The sequence below is a fragment of the Cupriavidus sp. DB3 genome (genome assembly GCF_020418465.1).
GTDB classification, from domain to species: domain Bacteria; phylum Pseudomonadota; class Gammaproteobacteria; order Burkholderiales; family Burkholderiaceae; genus Cupriavidus; species Cupriavidus cauae.
Window position 1 is genome coordinate 429,165 of sequence record NZ_JAIZPL010000003.1, and the last position, 13,249, is coordinate 442,413.

The 13,249-nt window shown below is 69.7% G+C and carries 13 protein-coding genes; 4 read left to right on the plus strand and 9 right to left on the minus strand.

Annotated elements, in window-relative coordinates; all coding sequences use genetic code 11:
- Positions 1–26: 26 nt before the first annotated feature.
- The 5 genes from ybaK to K7G19_RS11580 form a co-directional block, all read right to left on the minus strand.
- Positions 27–521 carry a Cys-tRNA(Pro) deacylase gene (ybaK, locus tag K7G19_RS11560; protein WP_149316848.1) on the minus strand — a complete coding sequence of 165 codons (495 nt, stop codon included), beginning with the start codon at positions 519–521 and terminating at the stop codon, positions 27–29.
- Between the two features lie 93 nt (positions 522–614).
- The gene (gene xerD, locus K7G19_RS11565; RefSeq protein ID WP_226107673.1) at positions 615–1,511 is read right to left on the minus strand and encodes a site-specific tyrosine recombinase XerD; all 897 of its coding nucleotides are present in this window, start codon (positions 1,509–1,511) and stop codon (positions 615–617) included.
- 140 nt (positions 1,512–1,651) lie between these two features.
- Complete coding sequence (locus tag K7G19_RS11570) at positions 1,652–2,218, minus strand: methylated-DNA--[protein]-cysteine S-methyltransferase (protein ID WP_226107351.1); 567 nt, start codon at positions 2,216–2,218, stop codon at positions 1,652–1,654.
- A 201-nt stretch (positions 2,219–2,419) separates the two neighbouring features.
- Positions 2,420–3,391, minus strand: a complete 972-nt coding sequence (locus K7G19_RS11575) for a tripartite tricarboxylate transporter substrate binding protein BugE (protein WP_149316849.1) — start codon at positions 3,389–3,391, stop codon at positions 2,420–2,422.
- 112 nt (positions 3,392–3,503) lie between these two features.
- Positions 3,504–4,028, minus strand: a complete 525-nt coding sequence (locus K7G19_RS11580; protein ID WP_223819415.1) for a chalcone isomerase family protein — start codon at positions 4,026–4,028, stop codon at positions 3,504–3,506.
- Between the two features lie 351 nt (positions 4,029–4,379).
- On the opposite strand from K7G19_RS11580, the gene K7G19_RS11585 reads away from it, so the two are divergent.
- Positions 4,380–5,273, plus strand: coding sequence for an AEC family transporter (locus K7G19_RS11585; RefSeq protein WP_150081637.1), 894 nt, complete (start codon positions 4,380–4,382; stop codon positions 5,271–5,273).
- On the opposite strand, the gene K7G19_RS24920 is transcribed toward K7G19_RS11585, so the two are convergent.
- Both K7G19_RS24920 and queG read right to left on the minus strand, forming a co-directional pair.
- A complete protein-coding gene (locus tag K7G19_RS24920; RefSeq protein WP_255650758.1) occupies positions 5,266–5,397 on the minus strand; it encodes a hypothetical protein in 132 nt (43 codons plus the stop codon). The genes K7G19_RS11585 and K7G19_RS24920 overlap by 8 nt on opposite strands.
- A gap of 14 nt (positions 5,398–5,411) precedes the next feature.
- A complete protein-coding gene (queG, locus tag K7G19_RS11590; protein WP_226107352.1) occupies positions 5,412–6,617 on the minus strand; it encodes a tRNA epoxyqueuosine(34) reductase QueG in 1,206 nt (401 codons plus the stop codon).
- 16 nt (positions 6,618–6,633) lie between these two features.
- On the opposite strand from queG, the gene tsaE reads away from it, so the two are divergent.
- Both tsaE and K7G19_RS11600 read left to right on the plus strand, forming a co-directional pair.
- Positions 6,634–7,146 (plus strand): tRNA (adenosine(37)-N6)-threonylcarbamoyltransferase complex ATPase subunit type 1 TsaE, encoded by a 513-nt coding sequence (gene tsaE / locus K7G19_RS11595; protein WP_226107354.1) that lies wholly within the window; start codon positions 6,634–6,636, stop codon positions 7,144–7,146.
- A complete protein-coding gene (locus K7G19_RS11600; RefSeq protein WP_226107355.1) occupies positions 7,140–8,669 on the plus strand; it encodes an N-acetylmuramoyl-L-alanine amidase in 1,530 nt (509 codons plus the stop codon). The genes tsaE and K7G19_RS11600 overlap by 7 nt, the downstream gene beginning before the upstream one ends.
- Positions 8,670–8,841: 172 nt before the next feature.
- Here K7G19_RS11600 and K7G19_RS11605 read toward each other — a convergent pair whose 3' ends face one another.
- Positions 8,842–9,861: a bile acid:sodium symporter family protein gene (locus tag K7G19_RS11605; RefSeq protein ID WP_149316855.1), complete on the minus strand. Its 1,020-nt coding sequence runs from the start codon at positions 9,859–9,861 to the stop codon at positions 8,842–8,844.
- A 163-nt stretch (positions 9,862–10,024) separates the two neighbouring features.
- Here K7G19_RS11605 and K7G19_RS11610 point away from each other — a divergent pair, with 163 nt between their 5' ends.
- Entirely contained in the window at positions 10,025–10,918 is an 894-nt protein-coding gene (locus tag K7G19_RS11610) for a LysR family transcriptional regulator (RefSeq protein WP_149316856.1), read from the plus strand.
- A gap of 185 nt (positions 10,919–11,103) precedes the next feature.
- Here the strand turns inward: K7G19_RS11610 and ggt are convergent, their stop codons facing one another.
- A complete protein-coding gene (gene ggt / locus K7G19_RS11615; protein ID WP_370639528.1) occupies positions 11,104–13,077 on the minus strand; it encodes a gamma-glutamyltransferase in 1,974 nt (657 codons plus the stop codon).
- Positions 13,078–13,249: the final 172 nt, after the last annotated feature.

The window sequence follows — 13,249 nt, forward strand, 5'->3', positions numbered from 1 at the left end:
ACGCACAGGCCGGCGCGCGGGCGTGTTCAGCCCTCCGCCAGCCCGCATTGCACTGGCCTGGCGCCGAGCAGCGTGGTCAGCACGGCCGGCTCGATGCTGACCAGATAGCCGCGCCGGCCGCCGTTGATATAGATGCGCTCGAGCGCCAGCACGCCTTCCTCGACATAGACCGGCATCCGCTTGCGCGTGCCGAACGGCGAGGTGCCGCCGACCAGGTAGCCGCTGTGGCGCTGCGCGACCTCGGGCTTGCACGGCTGCACGCTCTTGCAGCCGATCTGCCGCGCGAGGTTCTTGGTCGAGACGGTGCGGTCGCCATGCATCAGCACGATCAGCGGCTGCGCCTTGTCGTCTTCCATCACCAGCGTCTTGACCACGTGGTGCTCGTCGACGCCGAGCTGTCGCGCCGATTCCTCGGTGCCGCCGTGCTCGACATAGTCGTAGGGGTGCTCGCCGAACGCGATGCCGTGCTGGCGCAGCATCTGCGTGGCGGGCGTTTCGGAGATGTGTCTGGACTTGGCCATGTTGTGCCCGTGTCTGCCTTGTCTTGCTCTGTCTTGCTCTGTCTTGCCGGGTTCGTCTTGTCGTGCCTGGGGATGCGCCGCGCCTTGGCGCGACTATCCGCGCGGATGATGCTGCTGATGCAGGACGCGCAGCCGCTCGCGCGCGACGTGCGTGTAGATCTGCGTGGTCGAGATGTCGGCATGCCCCAGCAGCAGCTGCACCACGCGCAGGTCGGCACCATGGTTCAGCAGGTGCGTCGCGAAGGCATGGCGCAGCGTGTGCGGCGACAGCGGGGCGTGGATCTCGGCCTGGCGCGCATAGCGCTTGATCAGGTACCAGAAGGCCTGGCGCGTCATCGCCTCGCCGCGCTGGGTCACGAACAGCGCGTCGCTGCCGCGCTGGCCGAGCAGCGCGGGACGGGCGCTGGCCAGATAGCGGCGCAACCAGACGCCGGCCTCGGCGCCGAACGGCACCAGCCGCTCCTTGTTGCCCTTGCCGCTGACGACGCGTGCGACGCCCTCGTTCAGGCCGATCTCCACCGTCTTCATCTGCGTCAGCTCGGACACGCGCAGGCCGCTGGCGTACATCAGCTCCAGCATCGTGCGGTCGCGCAGGCCGAGCGGCGTGTCGATGTCCGGCGCCTGCAGCAGCGCCTCGACCTGGGCCTCGCTCAGCGTCTTCGGAAAGCGCGGCGGCTGCTTGGCGGCGCGCAGCCGCAGGCAGGGGTCGGTCTGGACCAGATGCTCGCGCAGCGCCCAGCGGAAGAAGCGCCGGAATACCGCGAGCCGCCGGTTCGCCGACGAGGCGCGCGTGTCGGGATGGCGCGCGGCAAAGTAGCCGGACAGCGCGCCGTCGTCGGCCGCCAGCAGGGCCACCCCGCGTTCGCCGCGCAGCCAGCGCGCCAGCAGCGCGAGATCGCGGCGGTAGGCGTCGATGGTGTTGCGCGCGAGGCCGTCCTCCAGCCACAGCGCGTCGCAGAAGCGGTCGACCAGCGTCAGGTCGGCGGCGATGTCGGCTTCGAGCTGGGCCTCCCGGTCGTCGTTCCGGGCGTTGTTCGGGCCACCGTTCGGTCCATCGTTCGGACCACCGTTCGGGCCATTGTTCGGCACCGGCGGGTCCGCCAGCGCCGCCGTGCTGTGGTGCCGCGCGCTCACAGCAGCATCACCCGCTCGTGGCGCAGCAGCCAGCGTTTGACTTCGAGATGGAAGCCGTCCTCGCCGTGATGGGCGAAGCCGCCCAGACCCTTGGCCCCGACCACGCGATGGCAGGGCACAACCAGCGGAAAGGGGTTGTCGCCACAGGCCTGGCCCACCGCGCGCGCGGTGCCGCCGATATTGGCCGCGAGTTCGCCATAGGTCGCGGTGCGGCCGCACCGCACGCTGCGGATCGCCTGCCAGACGCGGCGCTGGAAGTCGGTGCCGGTGCCGGCGAGCGGCACGTCGAGCGGCGCATCGGGATCGGCATAGTAGGCCTCGAGCTGCGCCGCCAGCTGCCGGATCGGCGGCAGGTCGGAGTCGCGCGGTGCGAAACGCTCGGGAAGGAAATGGATCGCGTGGACGCACTGCGCGTCCGCGCGCACGCCGATGCGGCCGAACGGCGCGGCGAGGATGGCATCGAAGCGGGCGGCGAGCCTGGCGTCGCGCAACTGCGCATTGCTGTCGGTGTCGGGGCGCGGCGCGGGCGGGGAATCCGTGGACGGATCCGAATGGGAATGCATGGCGTGACAACGGTCGATCCGGATACCGGATTCTAGTGCCTTGACGCTCCCCGTGCTGATCGGGTGCGCCTTTCCCGCTGGCGGGAGAGGCGAGCCTGTTGCCTCGACCTCGCGGCTTGGCAAAGAAAAGAGGGCTCCGCGGAGCCCTCTTCGATCCTGCAGACAGGCGCCGGCCGATGGACGGCGGCCTGCGTCAGGCCATCACTGCTCGAGCTTGATGTTCTGCACCTTGACCAGGTTGCGCATCTTGTCGAACTCCTTCTTGATCTCGGCGGCGTGCTGGGCCGGCGTGTTGCCCGACGGCTCGGCGCCGGCGGCGATCAGGCGTTCGCGGAAGCCCTTGTCCTGCAGCGCCTTGACGGCGGCCTCGTTGAGCTTCTTGATGATGTCGTCGGGCGTGCCGGCCGGCGCCACCAGGCCGTACCAGGCCGGATCGTTCGGCTCCTTCAGGCCCATTTCGCCGAAAGTCGGCACGTTCGGCAGCGAGTCCAGGCGCTTCTCGGCGGCCACCACGATCGGGCGCAGCTTGCCGGCCTTGATGTGCGGCATCGACGAGGGCAGGTTGTCGACCATGATCGGCACCTGGCCGGCCAGCACGTCGTTCAGTGCCGGGCCCGCGCCGCGGTAGGGGATATGGACCATGAAGGTCTTGGTCGAGACCTTGAACTGCTCGCCCAGCATGTGGCCGAAGCCGCAGGTGCCCGACGACGCGTACGAATACTTGCCCGGGTTGGCCTTCAGCGTGGCCAGGAATTCCTTGTAGTCCTTGGCCGGGAAGTTCGGGTTGACCGCGATCACGTTGGCGACGTTGGCCAGGTTCGTGATGGGCTTGAAGTCCTTGATCGGGTCGTACGACAGCTTCGGATTGCAGGCCGGGTTGACCGCCATCGTCGACACCGTCGAGATGCCGATCGTGTAGCCGTCCGGCGCCGCCTTGGCGATCGCGTCGGCGCCGATCGAGCCGCCGCCACCGGCGCGGTTCTCGACCACCACCGGCTGGCCCAGGATCTTGCTCATCTGGTCGGCCGCGCCGCGGCCCACGATGTCCGTCGTGCCGCCCGGGGCGAACGGAATGATCAGCTTGATCGGCTTGGTCGGATAGTTGCTCTGTGCCTGTGCCAGCGAGGCGCAGGCGGCCAGACCCAGGGCCAGGGCAATGTGCTTGGTTTGCATGAGATCGTGTCTCCCGTCGTGAAGCCGGACGGAGAGTGTCCGTCCAGAACTGAAAATGCCGGCCAGGGACCCGGTAGGGCCCGCCGCGCCGGCGCGATGCATCGGCGGCCCGTCAGCCGCCGAGCAGGCCGCGCTTCAGGTCGCGATCGACCGGGCGTTCGCCCAGGAAGATGCGCAGCACGGCCTGGTAGAAATCCTCGCCGGGGATGGGCTTGCCGCGCGGCGTGCCATTGACGGCGATCACCGTGCCGCTGTCCGGCGTGTAGTCGAAGTCGATCACGTCGCCCTTGCGCGCCGTGCCGACCTGGTTCATCGCCTGCTCCAGCTGGTGCAGGCGATCGGCGAACTTCTCCAGCTGCGCCTCGTTGTGGTTCTCCCGCATGCCTTCGTTCAGCGCCTTGACGAAGGTGCTCGATTCCACCTCGCGCAGCGGCCGGATCTGCAGCCGCTTGGGACCCTTGGCGCCCAGCACCACGGCGGCGTTGCGCACCTTCTCGGGCAGGTACAGCGCGGCGACATAACCCTTGACGATGAACACCGAGCGCAGGCCCGCGCCGTTCAGCTGCAGTTCCTTGCCACCGAGGCGCGTCGCCTCGTCCAGCCGCACGCCCTCGATCTCCATCGCGCCAGCGGCCATCGGCAGCGCGCCCGCGACGGCCACGCAGCAGATCGCCAGCCACTGGCGCAGGCGGCGTGCGGTCCGTGCGGTTCCTCCGGTCCGAGCGAACGAAACGCGGGCGGAAGGGCGGCGGGGGGCGGGCATGGCGGGGCGGTACATCGAGAACGGAATGGCAGGCGGAACAAGATCGACGGAAATCCGGAGCGTGCCATCTTCCGGGTTTTCTGAAACAATACCAATCCGTATCTGCCCTAGGGCGCACTCCGGGCCGCTTCGCCTCGCTCGCGGAGCGCCGTCCGCACGGGGCTCCTGCCATCCTTCCTGACATCCTCCGACGCGCCCCCGCGTCCCGACAACAACAAGACGCCGATGTCGCCTGCTCTGCTGATGGTGCCCGATTTCAGCCTGATCCTGATCGGCTGGCTGCTGGTGCGCTATACCTCGTTCGACCGCGCTTTCTGGTCCGGCGTCGAACGGCTGGTCTACTTCGTGCTGTTTCCCGCGCTGCTGCTGCAGGCGACCAACAGCGCGGTATTCGATTTTTCGACCACCTCGGCGATGCTTGGGCTGGCGGTGCTGACCACGGTGTTCGGCATGGCCGCCGGCTACGCGGTCAAGTGGGTGCTGCGGCCGAACCCGGTCGATTTCGCCTCCGGGCTGCAGACGGCGTTCCGCTTCAACTCGTATATCGCGCTGGCGCTGGCCTCCCGCCTGGGCGGCAGCGAAGGGCTGGCGATGATGGCGGTGATCGTCGGCTGCGTGGTGCCGATGTGCAATGTGGCCGCGGTGTGGGCGCTGGCCCGGCACGGCGAGGCGCGGCTGTGGCGCGAGCTGGCGCGCAATCCGCTGATCCTGGCCACGGCCGGCGGCCTGATCACCAATCTGCTCGGCCTGCATCCGCCCGAAGTCCTCGGCATGACGCTGGCCCGGCTGGGTTCGGCCTCGACGGCGCTGGGCCTGATGACGGTCGGCGCCGGCCTGCAGATGCGCGGCGCGGTCGGCACGATCGGGCCGGTGGCCTGGTGGACCGGGGTCAAGCTGCTGGCGATGCCGGCCTTCGCCTGGGCCGTCGGCCGCCATCTGCCGCTGTCGCCGCTGCAATTGCAGATCGCGGTGCTCTATGCCGCGATGCCGACCGCCTCGAGCGCGTACATCCTCGCGGTCCGCATGGGCGGCAACGGGCCGATGGTGGCCGCGGCGATCTCGGCGATGACGGTGTCGGCGATCTTCACCGCGCCGATGTGGCTGGCGCTGGTCAGCTAGGCGGCTGGGGCGGCTGCAGCGACAGCAATAGCGGCAGCAGCAATAGCGACAGCAGCAATAGCGACAGCAGCAATAACTGCAGCGGCCCCACTGCAACCGGCATCGTGGCCGTGACGGCGACCATGGTGGTGCGCGCTGCTACTGCGGCCGCTGCGCCAGCGCCCATGCCACGTGCTCGCGCACCAGCTCCGAGGGATGCCCGGCGCGCGCCAGCAAGGCCGCGCGGATGCGTTCGGCCTGCGCCGGCTCGCCGGCCCCGCGCAGCGCATTGCCAAGACCTACCGCCAGATTGCGCAGCCAGCGTTCGTGGCCGATGCGCCGGATCGGGCTGCCTTCCAGCCGCCGATTGAATTCCTCCTCGCTCCAGCCGAACAGCGCCACCATGTCGGGCGCATCGAAGCCGTTGCGCACGGCGAAGTCCGGCAGCGTCGCGCGATGCGCGAACTTGTTCCACGGGCAGGCCAGCTGGCAGTCGTCGCAACCGTAGACGCGATTGCCCATCGGCGCGCGCAGCGGCTCGGGAATCGCGCCCTTGTGCTCGATGGTGAGGTAGGAGATGCAGCGGCGCGCATCGAGCCGGTACGGGCCGACGATGGCCTGGGTCGGACAGATGTCGATGCAGCGGCGGCACTGGCCGCAATGCGCGGAGGCGGGCGGGTCGATCGGCAGCGGCAGATCGACCAGGATCTCACCGAGGAAGAACATCGAGCCGCCGTCGCGATCGAGCAGCAGCGTGTGTTTGCCGCGCCAGCCGAGCCCCGCCTGGCCGGCCAGCGCGACCTCCATCACCGGTGCCGAGTCGGTGAAGACGCGATAGCCGAACGGGCCGATCGCGGCCTCGATGCGGCCGGCCAGCTGCTGCAGGCGCGTGCGCAGGACCTTGTGATAGTCGCGGCCGCGCGCGTACAGCGAGATCGTGGCCGCGGTGCCGCCGGCCTCGACCTGGGCGAGCCGCGCGAATTCGCGCTCGCGCCAGTCGTCGCGATCGCCGTCGTTGCCGTCGTTGCGATCGTCTTCGTCATCGGTGGAGGCGGGCAGATAGGGCATGCGCGCGACGATCGCGCGCACCGTGCCGGGCACCAGTTCGGCCGGCCGCGCGCGCTTCAGGCCATGGTTCGCCATATAATCCATGTCGCCATGGCAACCCTGCGCCAGCCACGCGAGCAGACCCGCTTCGGCATGGCTCAGGTCCACGTCGGCGACGCGCACGTCGTCGAAGCCGAGCGCCGCGCCCCAGGCGCGAATCTGCGCGACCAGCGCATGCGGATCCGCGCCGGTGGCGTGCTGCGCCGCTGGCGTCCCGCTGAGAACGGCGTCAGGCGCCTGTGCTGCTCGGTCGATCATCCGTCAATTGTACGCAATGCCCCTGCTCGAACAACGCACCGTGATCCTGCCCGACGAAGCGGCCACCGACCGCCTCGGCGCGGCGCTCGCCGGCGCGGTGCGCGCCATGCCGCCGCAGACGGTGCACGTCCAGCTCTCGGGCGATCTCGGCGCGGGCAAGACCACGCTGTCGCGCGCGGTGCTGCGCGCGCTCGGCCATGCCGGCAAGGTCCGCAGCCCGACCTACACGCTGTGCGAGCCGTACCAGGTCGCCCGCGCCGACGGTTCGCCGCTGACCGTCTATCACTTCGATCTCTATCGCTTCGCCGATCCCGAGGAATGGCTCGACGCGGGATTTCGCGACTGTTTTGCCGAGCCGGCCTTCAATCTGGTCGAGTGGGCGGAGAAGGCCGCGTCGCTGCTTGGGGAACCCGACCTGCACCTGTTGCTCCAATCGGACACCTCGCCCAGCGATGAGGCCGCCGATCGGCGAGTCGCGATCCTGCGGGCCTATACTCCAACCGGACTTCTCCTGCTGCACGCATGCTGATCAAGCGCCTCGCCACCGACCGTCCCGATGAACTGCTGCTCGCCCGCCGCAAATGGCTGGCGCAATGCCTGAAAGCCGGCGCCGGAACGGTCGTGCTGACGCTGGCGGGTCCGCAGATCGCGGCCGGCGCCGGCATCGTCGCGGTCCGTGTCTGGCCGGCCGAGGACTATACGCGGGTCACCATCGAATCGGACGAGCGCCTCGCCGCGGTCCACACGATGGTGCGCAATCCCGATCGGCTGGTGGTCGATATCGATGGCCTGGACCTGTCGCCGACGCTGCGCGAGCTGGTCGCCAAGATTACTCCCAACGATCCCTATATCCAGTCGGTGCGCGTCGGCCAGAACCGGCCGCGCGTGGTCCGGCTGGTGTTCGACCTGAAGGAAGACATCGCGCCGCAGGTCTTCACGCTGGGGCCGATCGGCCAGTACCGCAACCGGCTGGTGTTCGATCTCTACCCGGTCAATCCGCCCGATCCGCTGTGGAAGCTGGTGCGCGAGACCGAGGACAAGCAGCGCCGCTTCGCCTCGACGCCGGCCACGGAGGGCGCCGACAGCGTGGCCGGCGCGCCGTCGAGCAGCGAAGAGGATGCGATCGCCGCGCTGGTGCGCCAGTTCGAGGACCAGGCGAAGACCCCCGCCACGCCGCCGCTGCCGGCTAATCCGCCGGTCGCGGCCGCGAGGCCGAAGCCGCCCGCGGGCTCTGCGTCGACCCAGCCGACCCAGCCGACCCCGCCGCAGGCACCGCTCGCACAGGACAAGTCCGGCAAGAGCGATCCGGCCGACGATCCCGCGCCGTCGCGCTTCAAGATGCGCCGGCTGCTGACGGTGGCGATCGATCCGGGCCACGGCGGCGAGGACCCCGGCGCGATCGGCGCCGCCGGCTCGCGCGAGAAGGACGTGGTGCTGCAGATCGCCAAGCGCCTGCGCGCCAAGATCGATGCGCAGCCCAATATGCGGGCGATGATGACGCGCGACGCCGATTTCTTCGTGCCGCTGAACGTGCGCGTGCAGAAGGCGCGCCGGGTCAAGGCCGACCTGTTCGTGTCGATCCATGCCGATGCCTTCGTCAAGCCGGAGGCGCGCGGCGCCTCGGTGTTCGCGCTGTCCGAGCGCGGCGCCTCGAGCTCGGCCGCGCGCTGGCTGGCCAACAAGGAGAACGCGGCCGACCTGATCGGCGGCGCCAACATGAACAACAAGGACGCGCAGGTCGCGCGCGTGCTGCTCGATCTGTCGACCACCGCGCAGATCAACGACAGCCTGCGGGTCGGCAAGGCGGTGCTGTCCGAGATCGGCGGCATGCATCAGCTGCACAAGGCGCATGTCGAGCAGGCGGGCTTTGCCGTGCTGAAGGCGCCCGACATCCCGTCGATCCTGATCGAGACCGCCTTCATCAGCAACCCGGAGGAGGAGCGCAAGCTCAACGACGAGGCCCACCAGGAGCAGCTGGCCAACGCGATCCTGCGTGGCATCCGCGGCTACTTCGCGCGCAATCCGCCGCTCGCGCGCAGCCCGTCGGTGTGAGGGCGCCCAGCCATCGACGCAACGATCAAAAGAAAAAGGCCGGCAAATCGCCGGCCTTTCCTATTGCTGACACGCTTGTCGTCCGCGCGAAGGCGGGGACCCGGTGGCTTGTCAGGACGCTGGGCTCTCGCTGTCGCGGGAGCGTCGGCACCGGACGGCGCCGACGTCCCGGTCAAGCCCGCGCGACCGCGCCTTCGATCTGCTCGCGGTTGGCATAGCGCGACGCCATCACCGAGCAGACGATCAGCTGCAGCTGGTGATAGACCATCAGCGGCAGCACCAGCAGGCCCAGCGCCGGGTGGCCGGCGAACAGGATCTTGGCCATCGGGATGCCGTTGGCCAGGCTCTTCTTCGAGCCGCAGAACACCGCGGTGATCTCGTCCTCGACCGAGAAGCCGAGGCGGCGAGCGACGAAGGTGGTGGTGGCCAGGATCGCGAACAGCAGCACCGCGGCCAGCGCCATCACGGCGGCGATGGTCTGCCAGCTGTACTGGTGCCACAGGCCCTCGGAGGTGGCATCGCAGAACGACGAGTAGACGATCAGCACGATCACGCCGCGGTCGATCTTGCTGGTGATGGCCTTGTGCCGCCCCAGCCAGGCGCCGATTACCGGACGGGCCAGCTGGCCCAGCGCGAACGGCAGCAGCAGCTGCAGCGCCACGCCGGTCAGGGCCTTGCCCAGCGGCATCGACGCGCCGCTGGCGCTGATCACCAGGCCCATCAGCAGCGGGGTCAGCGCCATGCCGATCAGGCCGGAGATGGTCGCGTTGAAGATCGCACCGGGCACGTTGCCGCGCGCCATCGAGGTCATCGCCACCGACGACGAGACGGTGGACGGCAGCGCGCACAGGAAGAACACGCCCAGCAGCAGATCGGCCGGCAGCTGGTCGCGCAGCGCGAACATCAGCACCGCGCCGATCAGCGGGAACACCACGTAGGTGAAGGCCTGCACGAAGGTGTGCAGGCGCCAGTGGCGCGCGCCGGCGACCAGCTTGTCGCGCGACAGCGCGGCGCCGTGCAGGAAGAACACCAGCGCGACGCCGAGGCTGGTCACCAGCCCGAGGTGCAGCGGGCCGTCGCCGGTGCCGACCTCGGGGGCGGCCAGCGCCAGCGCGATCGCGGCCAGCATGATCAGCACGAAGCCGTCGATCAGATCGTAGAGTTTCTTGAAGGGATTCAGCAGGAAGGACATGACTGCGTGGACTGAAGCGCACCGGAGCGGCGCGCCGGAACGAAGGGTTTAAAAGAAGAAGAAATAGACAGAAAACGGTGGAATCAGGGTTAACGCTGGTATTGGACGATAGTCCTGTCTAGAATGCAAATTCATTTGTCGTATTCATTGATATGGTTGGCGCATGAATTACACCTTGCGGCAGTTGCGGGTCTTCCTGGCGGTGGCGTCGCACGGCAGTTTCAGCCGGGCGGCGGACGCGGTCGGGCTGACGCAGCCGGCGGTCAGCCGGGGCGTGGCGGAGCTGGAAGAGGCGCTTGGGCTGCGCCTGCTGGACCGCACCACGCGTGAAGTGGTGCTGACCGATGCCGGCCAGGCGCTGGTGCCGGCGCTGGAGCGGCTGCTCGGCCAGCTCGACGACACGCTGGAGGAGACGCGTCAGCTCGGCGAGCGCTACCGCGGCCGGGTGGTGATCGCCAGCGCGCCGACCATCTCGGCACGGCTGATGCCGCTCTATGTGGCCGCGTGCGCGCGGCAATATCCGGAGGTCCGGCTGTCGGTGCGGGACAACGTGCAGGCCGACGGGCTCGAGCAGATCCGCGCCGGCGCGGTCGATTTCGGCGTGCTGATCGACCCGCTGGCCAGCGAAGGGCTGGAGACGGTGCCGCTGGGCACCGATCCGTTCTGCTTCGTCTGCCGCGACGACGATCCGTTGGCAAGACGCGACACGGTGTCGTGGTCCGCGCTCGACGGCGTGCCGCTGGTGCTGCTGGATTTCGCCTCCGGCAGCCGCCCGCTGATCGACCGCGTGTTCGCGATGCACGGCGTGACGCCGCGCGTGGTGCAGGAGCTGGGCCACTCGGCCAGCGTGTTCGGCATGGTGCAGGCGGGCATCGGGGCGTCGGTGCTGCCGTCGTTCTCGCTGCCGCTGCCGGCCGCGTCCAATCTGGTGTGGCGCCCGCTGGTGCCGCAGGAGGAGCGGCGCATCGTGATGGTCCGCCGCGAGGACCGCTCGCTGTCGCCGGCGGCCGCGGCGGTGTGGGAGATGGTCAGGACGATGCCGATTCCGGCGGCGTGAGGTTTGGGAGAGAGCGGAGCTTGCCCGCTCCATGACCCTGTGCCCATGAGGGGCGAGGGACAGCAACGTTGCAGCGATGGCGGTGGCCGGCTCATGCCGACGGCGCCGCTTTGCTGGCGTGTCCCGCGCGTGAAACGGGCGGGGACGGCAGCGGTGGTCGCCGTGCCGTTTCCCCCCATCGCCGCTCAATCCCCCATCGCCACCCCTTCCCGCCGCGGGTCCGCGCCGCCGAACCACATCGGCTTGCCGTCGACGCGCACGCGCATGATGCCCTGCAGGCCCGAGGTCTGGTCCATCACGCGCACGTCGTGGCCGCGCGCCTTCAGGCCCTCCACCAGGGCGTCCGACACGCGTCCCTTCTCCAGCTCGGTCGGGCCGTTGCGCGAGCCCACATTCGGCAGCGAGATCGCCTGCTGCACGTTCAGACCCCAGTCGAGCGTACCGACCAGCGTCTTCGCCACGTAATTGATGATGGCCGAACCGCCGGGCGAGCCGGCCGTCATCACCAGCTCGCGGGTCTGGCGGTCGAACACGAGCGTCGGCGCCATCGACGAGCGCGGCCGCTTGCCTGGCTGCACGCGGTTGGCCACCGGCTTGCCGTCCTCCTCCGCGGCGAAGGAAAAGTCGGTCAGCTGGTTGTTCAGCAGGAAGCCGCGCACCATCTGGCGCGAGCCGAACTGGTCCTCGATCGTGGTGGTCATCGACAGCGCATTGCCGTAGCGGTCGACCACCGAGATATGCGAGGTCGACGGAAACTCCGGCGCGCGGTCGCGCCCCATCGCCACCGTCGCGCCGGCCGGCGTGCCCGGGCTGGCCTTGCCCATGCTGCGTTCGCCGATTTGCGCGGCGCGGCTCGCCAGATAGCGCGGATCGACCAGGCTGCGCCAGTCGCCGCCGGGCAGGGGCACGAAGTCGGTATCGGCAACGTACTGGTTGCGATCGGCGTAGGCCAGCCGGCCCGCTTCCGCGAACAGATGCGCGCCTTCGACCGACGGCTCCAGGCCGACGGCGTTGCGCTGCGGCCTGGCCGCCGCGATCTGGCGCGCCGGCGGCAGCGCCTGCAGGATGCCCAGCATCTGCGCGACCGCGATGCCGCCCGACGACGGCGGCGGCATGCCGCAGACGGTCCACTGGCGGTAGTCGGTGCAGATCGGCTGCCGCACCTTGGGACGGTAGTCGGCGATGTCCTTGGCGGTCAGTACGCCGGGGTTGGTCGGATGCGAGCGGACCTTGGCGGCGATATCGCGGGCGACGTCGCCCCGGTAGAAGGCGTCGGCACCGCGCGCCGCGACGCTGCGCAGCACCGCCGCCAGCTCGGGATTGCGCAGCACGGTGCCGGCGGCCTTGGGCGTGCCGTCGGCGTTGTAGAAGTAGGCGCGCGCGGTCGGGTCCTTCATCAGGTCCTGGTCCTGCGCGATGATCGTCGCCAGCCGCGGGCTGATCGCGAAGCCTTGCTCGGCCAGCCGGATCGCCGGCTCGAACAGCCGCCGCCAGGGCAGCTTGCCATGCTGGCGATGCGCCAGCTCCAGCATGCGCAGCACGCCCGGCGCGCCGACCGAGCGGCCGCCGACCAGCCCCTGGCGGAACGGCATCACCTTGCCGTCGGGGCCGTAGAACAGCCGGTCGGTGGCGGCGGCGGGCGCAGTCTCGCGGCCGTCGTAGGCCTGGACCTGCTTGCCGTTGAAGTGCATCAGGAAGGCGCCGCCGCCGATGCCGGAGGAATTCGGCTCGACCAGATTGAGCACCATCTGCGTGGCGATGGCCGCGTCGATGGCGGTGCCGCCGGCCTTGAGCATGTCGTAGCCGGCCTGGGTGGCGAGCGGATTGGCGGCGGCGACCATGAAGGAACTCGCGGTCCAGCCGGGTTTGTCGGTCCAGCCGGAGGCGCCTTCGGGGGCCGGGGGGAGGGTGGTGGTGCTTGGGGAGGTGGCGCTCGCGCTGCGGGTGGCACTGGCGCTTGCGCTTGCGCTTGCGCTGGGGCTGGCGCTGGCAGCGGCTGCGGTCGCCGCCGCTGTGCCGGCCTCCTTGCCAGCCTGTGGGGCGGCGCAGCCGGCAAGAAGCAACGCTGCCAGCGCGCCGGCCAGCATGGCCGTCGGCGCCAATGCCTGATGGGCGGCTGCGGTGGAAAGGAACGGCGGAACCGGCGAACGTGGCGGCATGCTGCACTCCCTTTGAGGCCTATGAGGTACAGCGATTGTAGTCACTGCCACCGGCCGCCGTGTCATGCACAGCACAATCCGGCCGCGCGCTCACGTCCCGGGCGGCGGTGAAGGGCCGCCTCGCCGCCTCGCCGCCGCACCGCCGCACCGCCGCACCGCCTCGCCGCCGCAC

Excerpts from the sequence above, each read along its gene's own strand:
- ybaK (WP_149316848.1), bottom strand. The coding sequence starts at position 521 with ATGGCCAAGTCCAGACACATCTCCGAAACGCCCGCCACGCAGATGCTG.
- K7G19_RS11570 (WP_226107351.1), bottom strand. The coding sequence starts at position 2,218 with ATGCATTCCCATTCGGATCCGTCCACGGATTCCCCGCCCGCGCCGCGC.
- K7G19_RS11575 (WP_149316849.1), bottom strand. The coding sequence starts at position 3,391 with ATGCAAACCAAGCACATTGCCCTGGCCCTGGGTCTGGCCGCCTGCGCC.
- K7G19_RS11580 (WP_223819415.1), bottom strand. The coding sequence starts at position 4,028 with ATGGCCGCTGGCGCGATGGAGATCGAGGGCGTGCGGCTGGACGAGGCG.
- K7G19_RS11585 (WP_150081637.1), top strand. The coding sequence starts at position 4,380 with ATGTCGCCTGCTCTGCTGATGGTGCCCGATTTCAGCCTGATCCTGATC.
- K7G19_RS24920 (WP_255650758.1), bottom strand. The coding sequence starts at position 5,397 with ATGGTCGCCGTCACGGCCACGATGCCGGTTGCAGTGGGGCCGCTGCAG.
- queG (WP_226107352.1), bottom strand. The coding sequence starts at position 6,617 with ATGATCGACCGAGCAGCACAGGCGCCTGACGCCGTTCTCAGCGGGACG.
- tsaE (WP_226107354.1), top strand. The coding sequence starts at position 6,634 with ATGCCCCTGCTCGAACAACGCACCGTGATCCTGCCCGACGAAGCGGCC.
- K7G19_RS11600 (WP_226107355.1), top strand. The coding sequence starts at position 7,140 with ATGCTGATCAAGCGCCTCGCCACCGACCGTCCCGATGAACTGCTGCTC.
- K7G19_RS11605 (WP_149316855.1), bottom strand. The coding sequence starts at position 9,861 with ATGTCCTTCCTGCTGAATCCCTTCAAGAAACTCTACGATCTGATCGAC.
- K7G19_RS11610 (WP_149316856.1), top strand. The coding sequence starts at position 10,025 with ATGAATTACACCTTGCGGCAGTTGCGGGTCTTCCTGGCGGTGGCGTCG.
- ggt (WP_370639528.1), bottom strand. The coding sequence starts at position 13,077 with ATGCCGCCACGTTCGCCGGTTCCGCCGTTCCTTTCCACCGCAGCCGCC.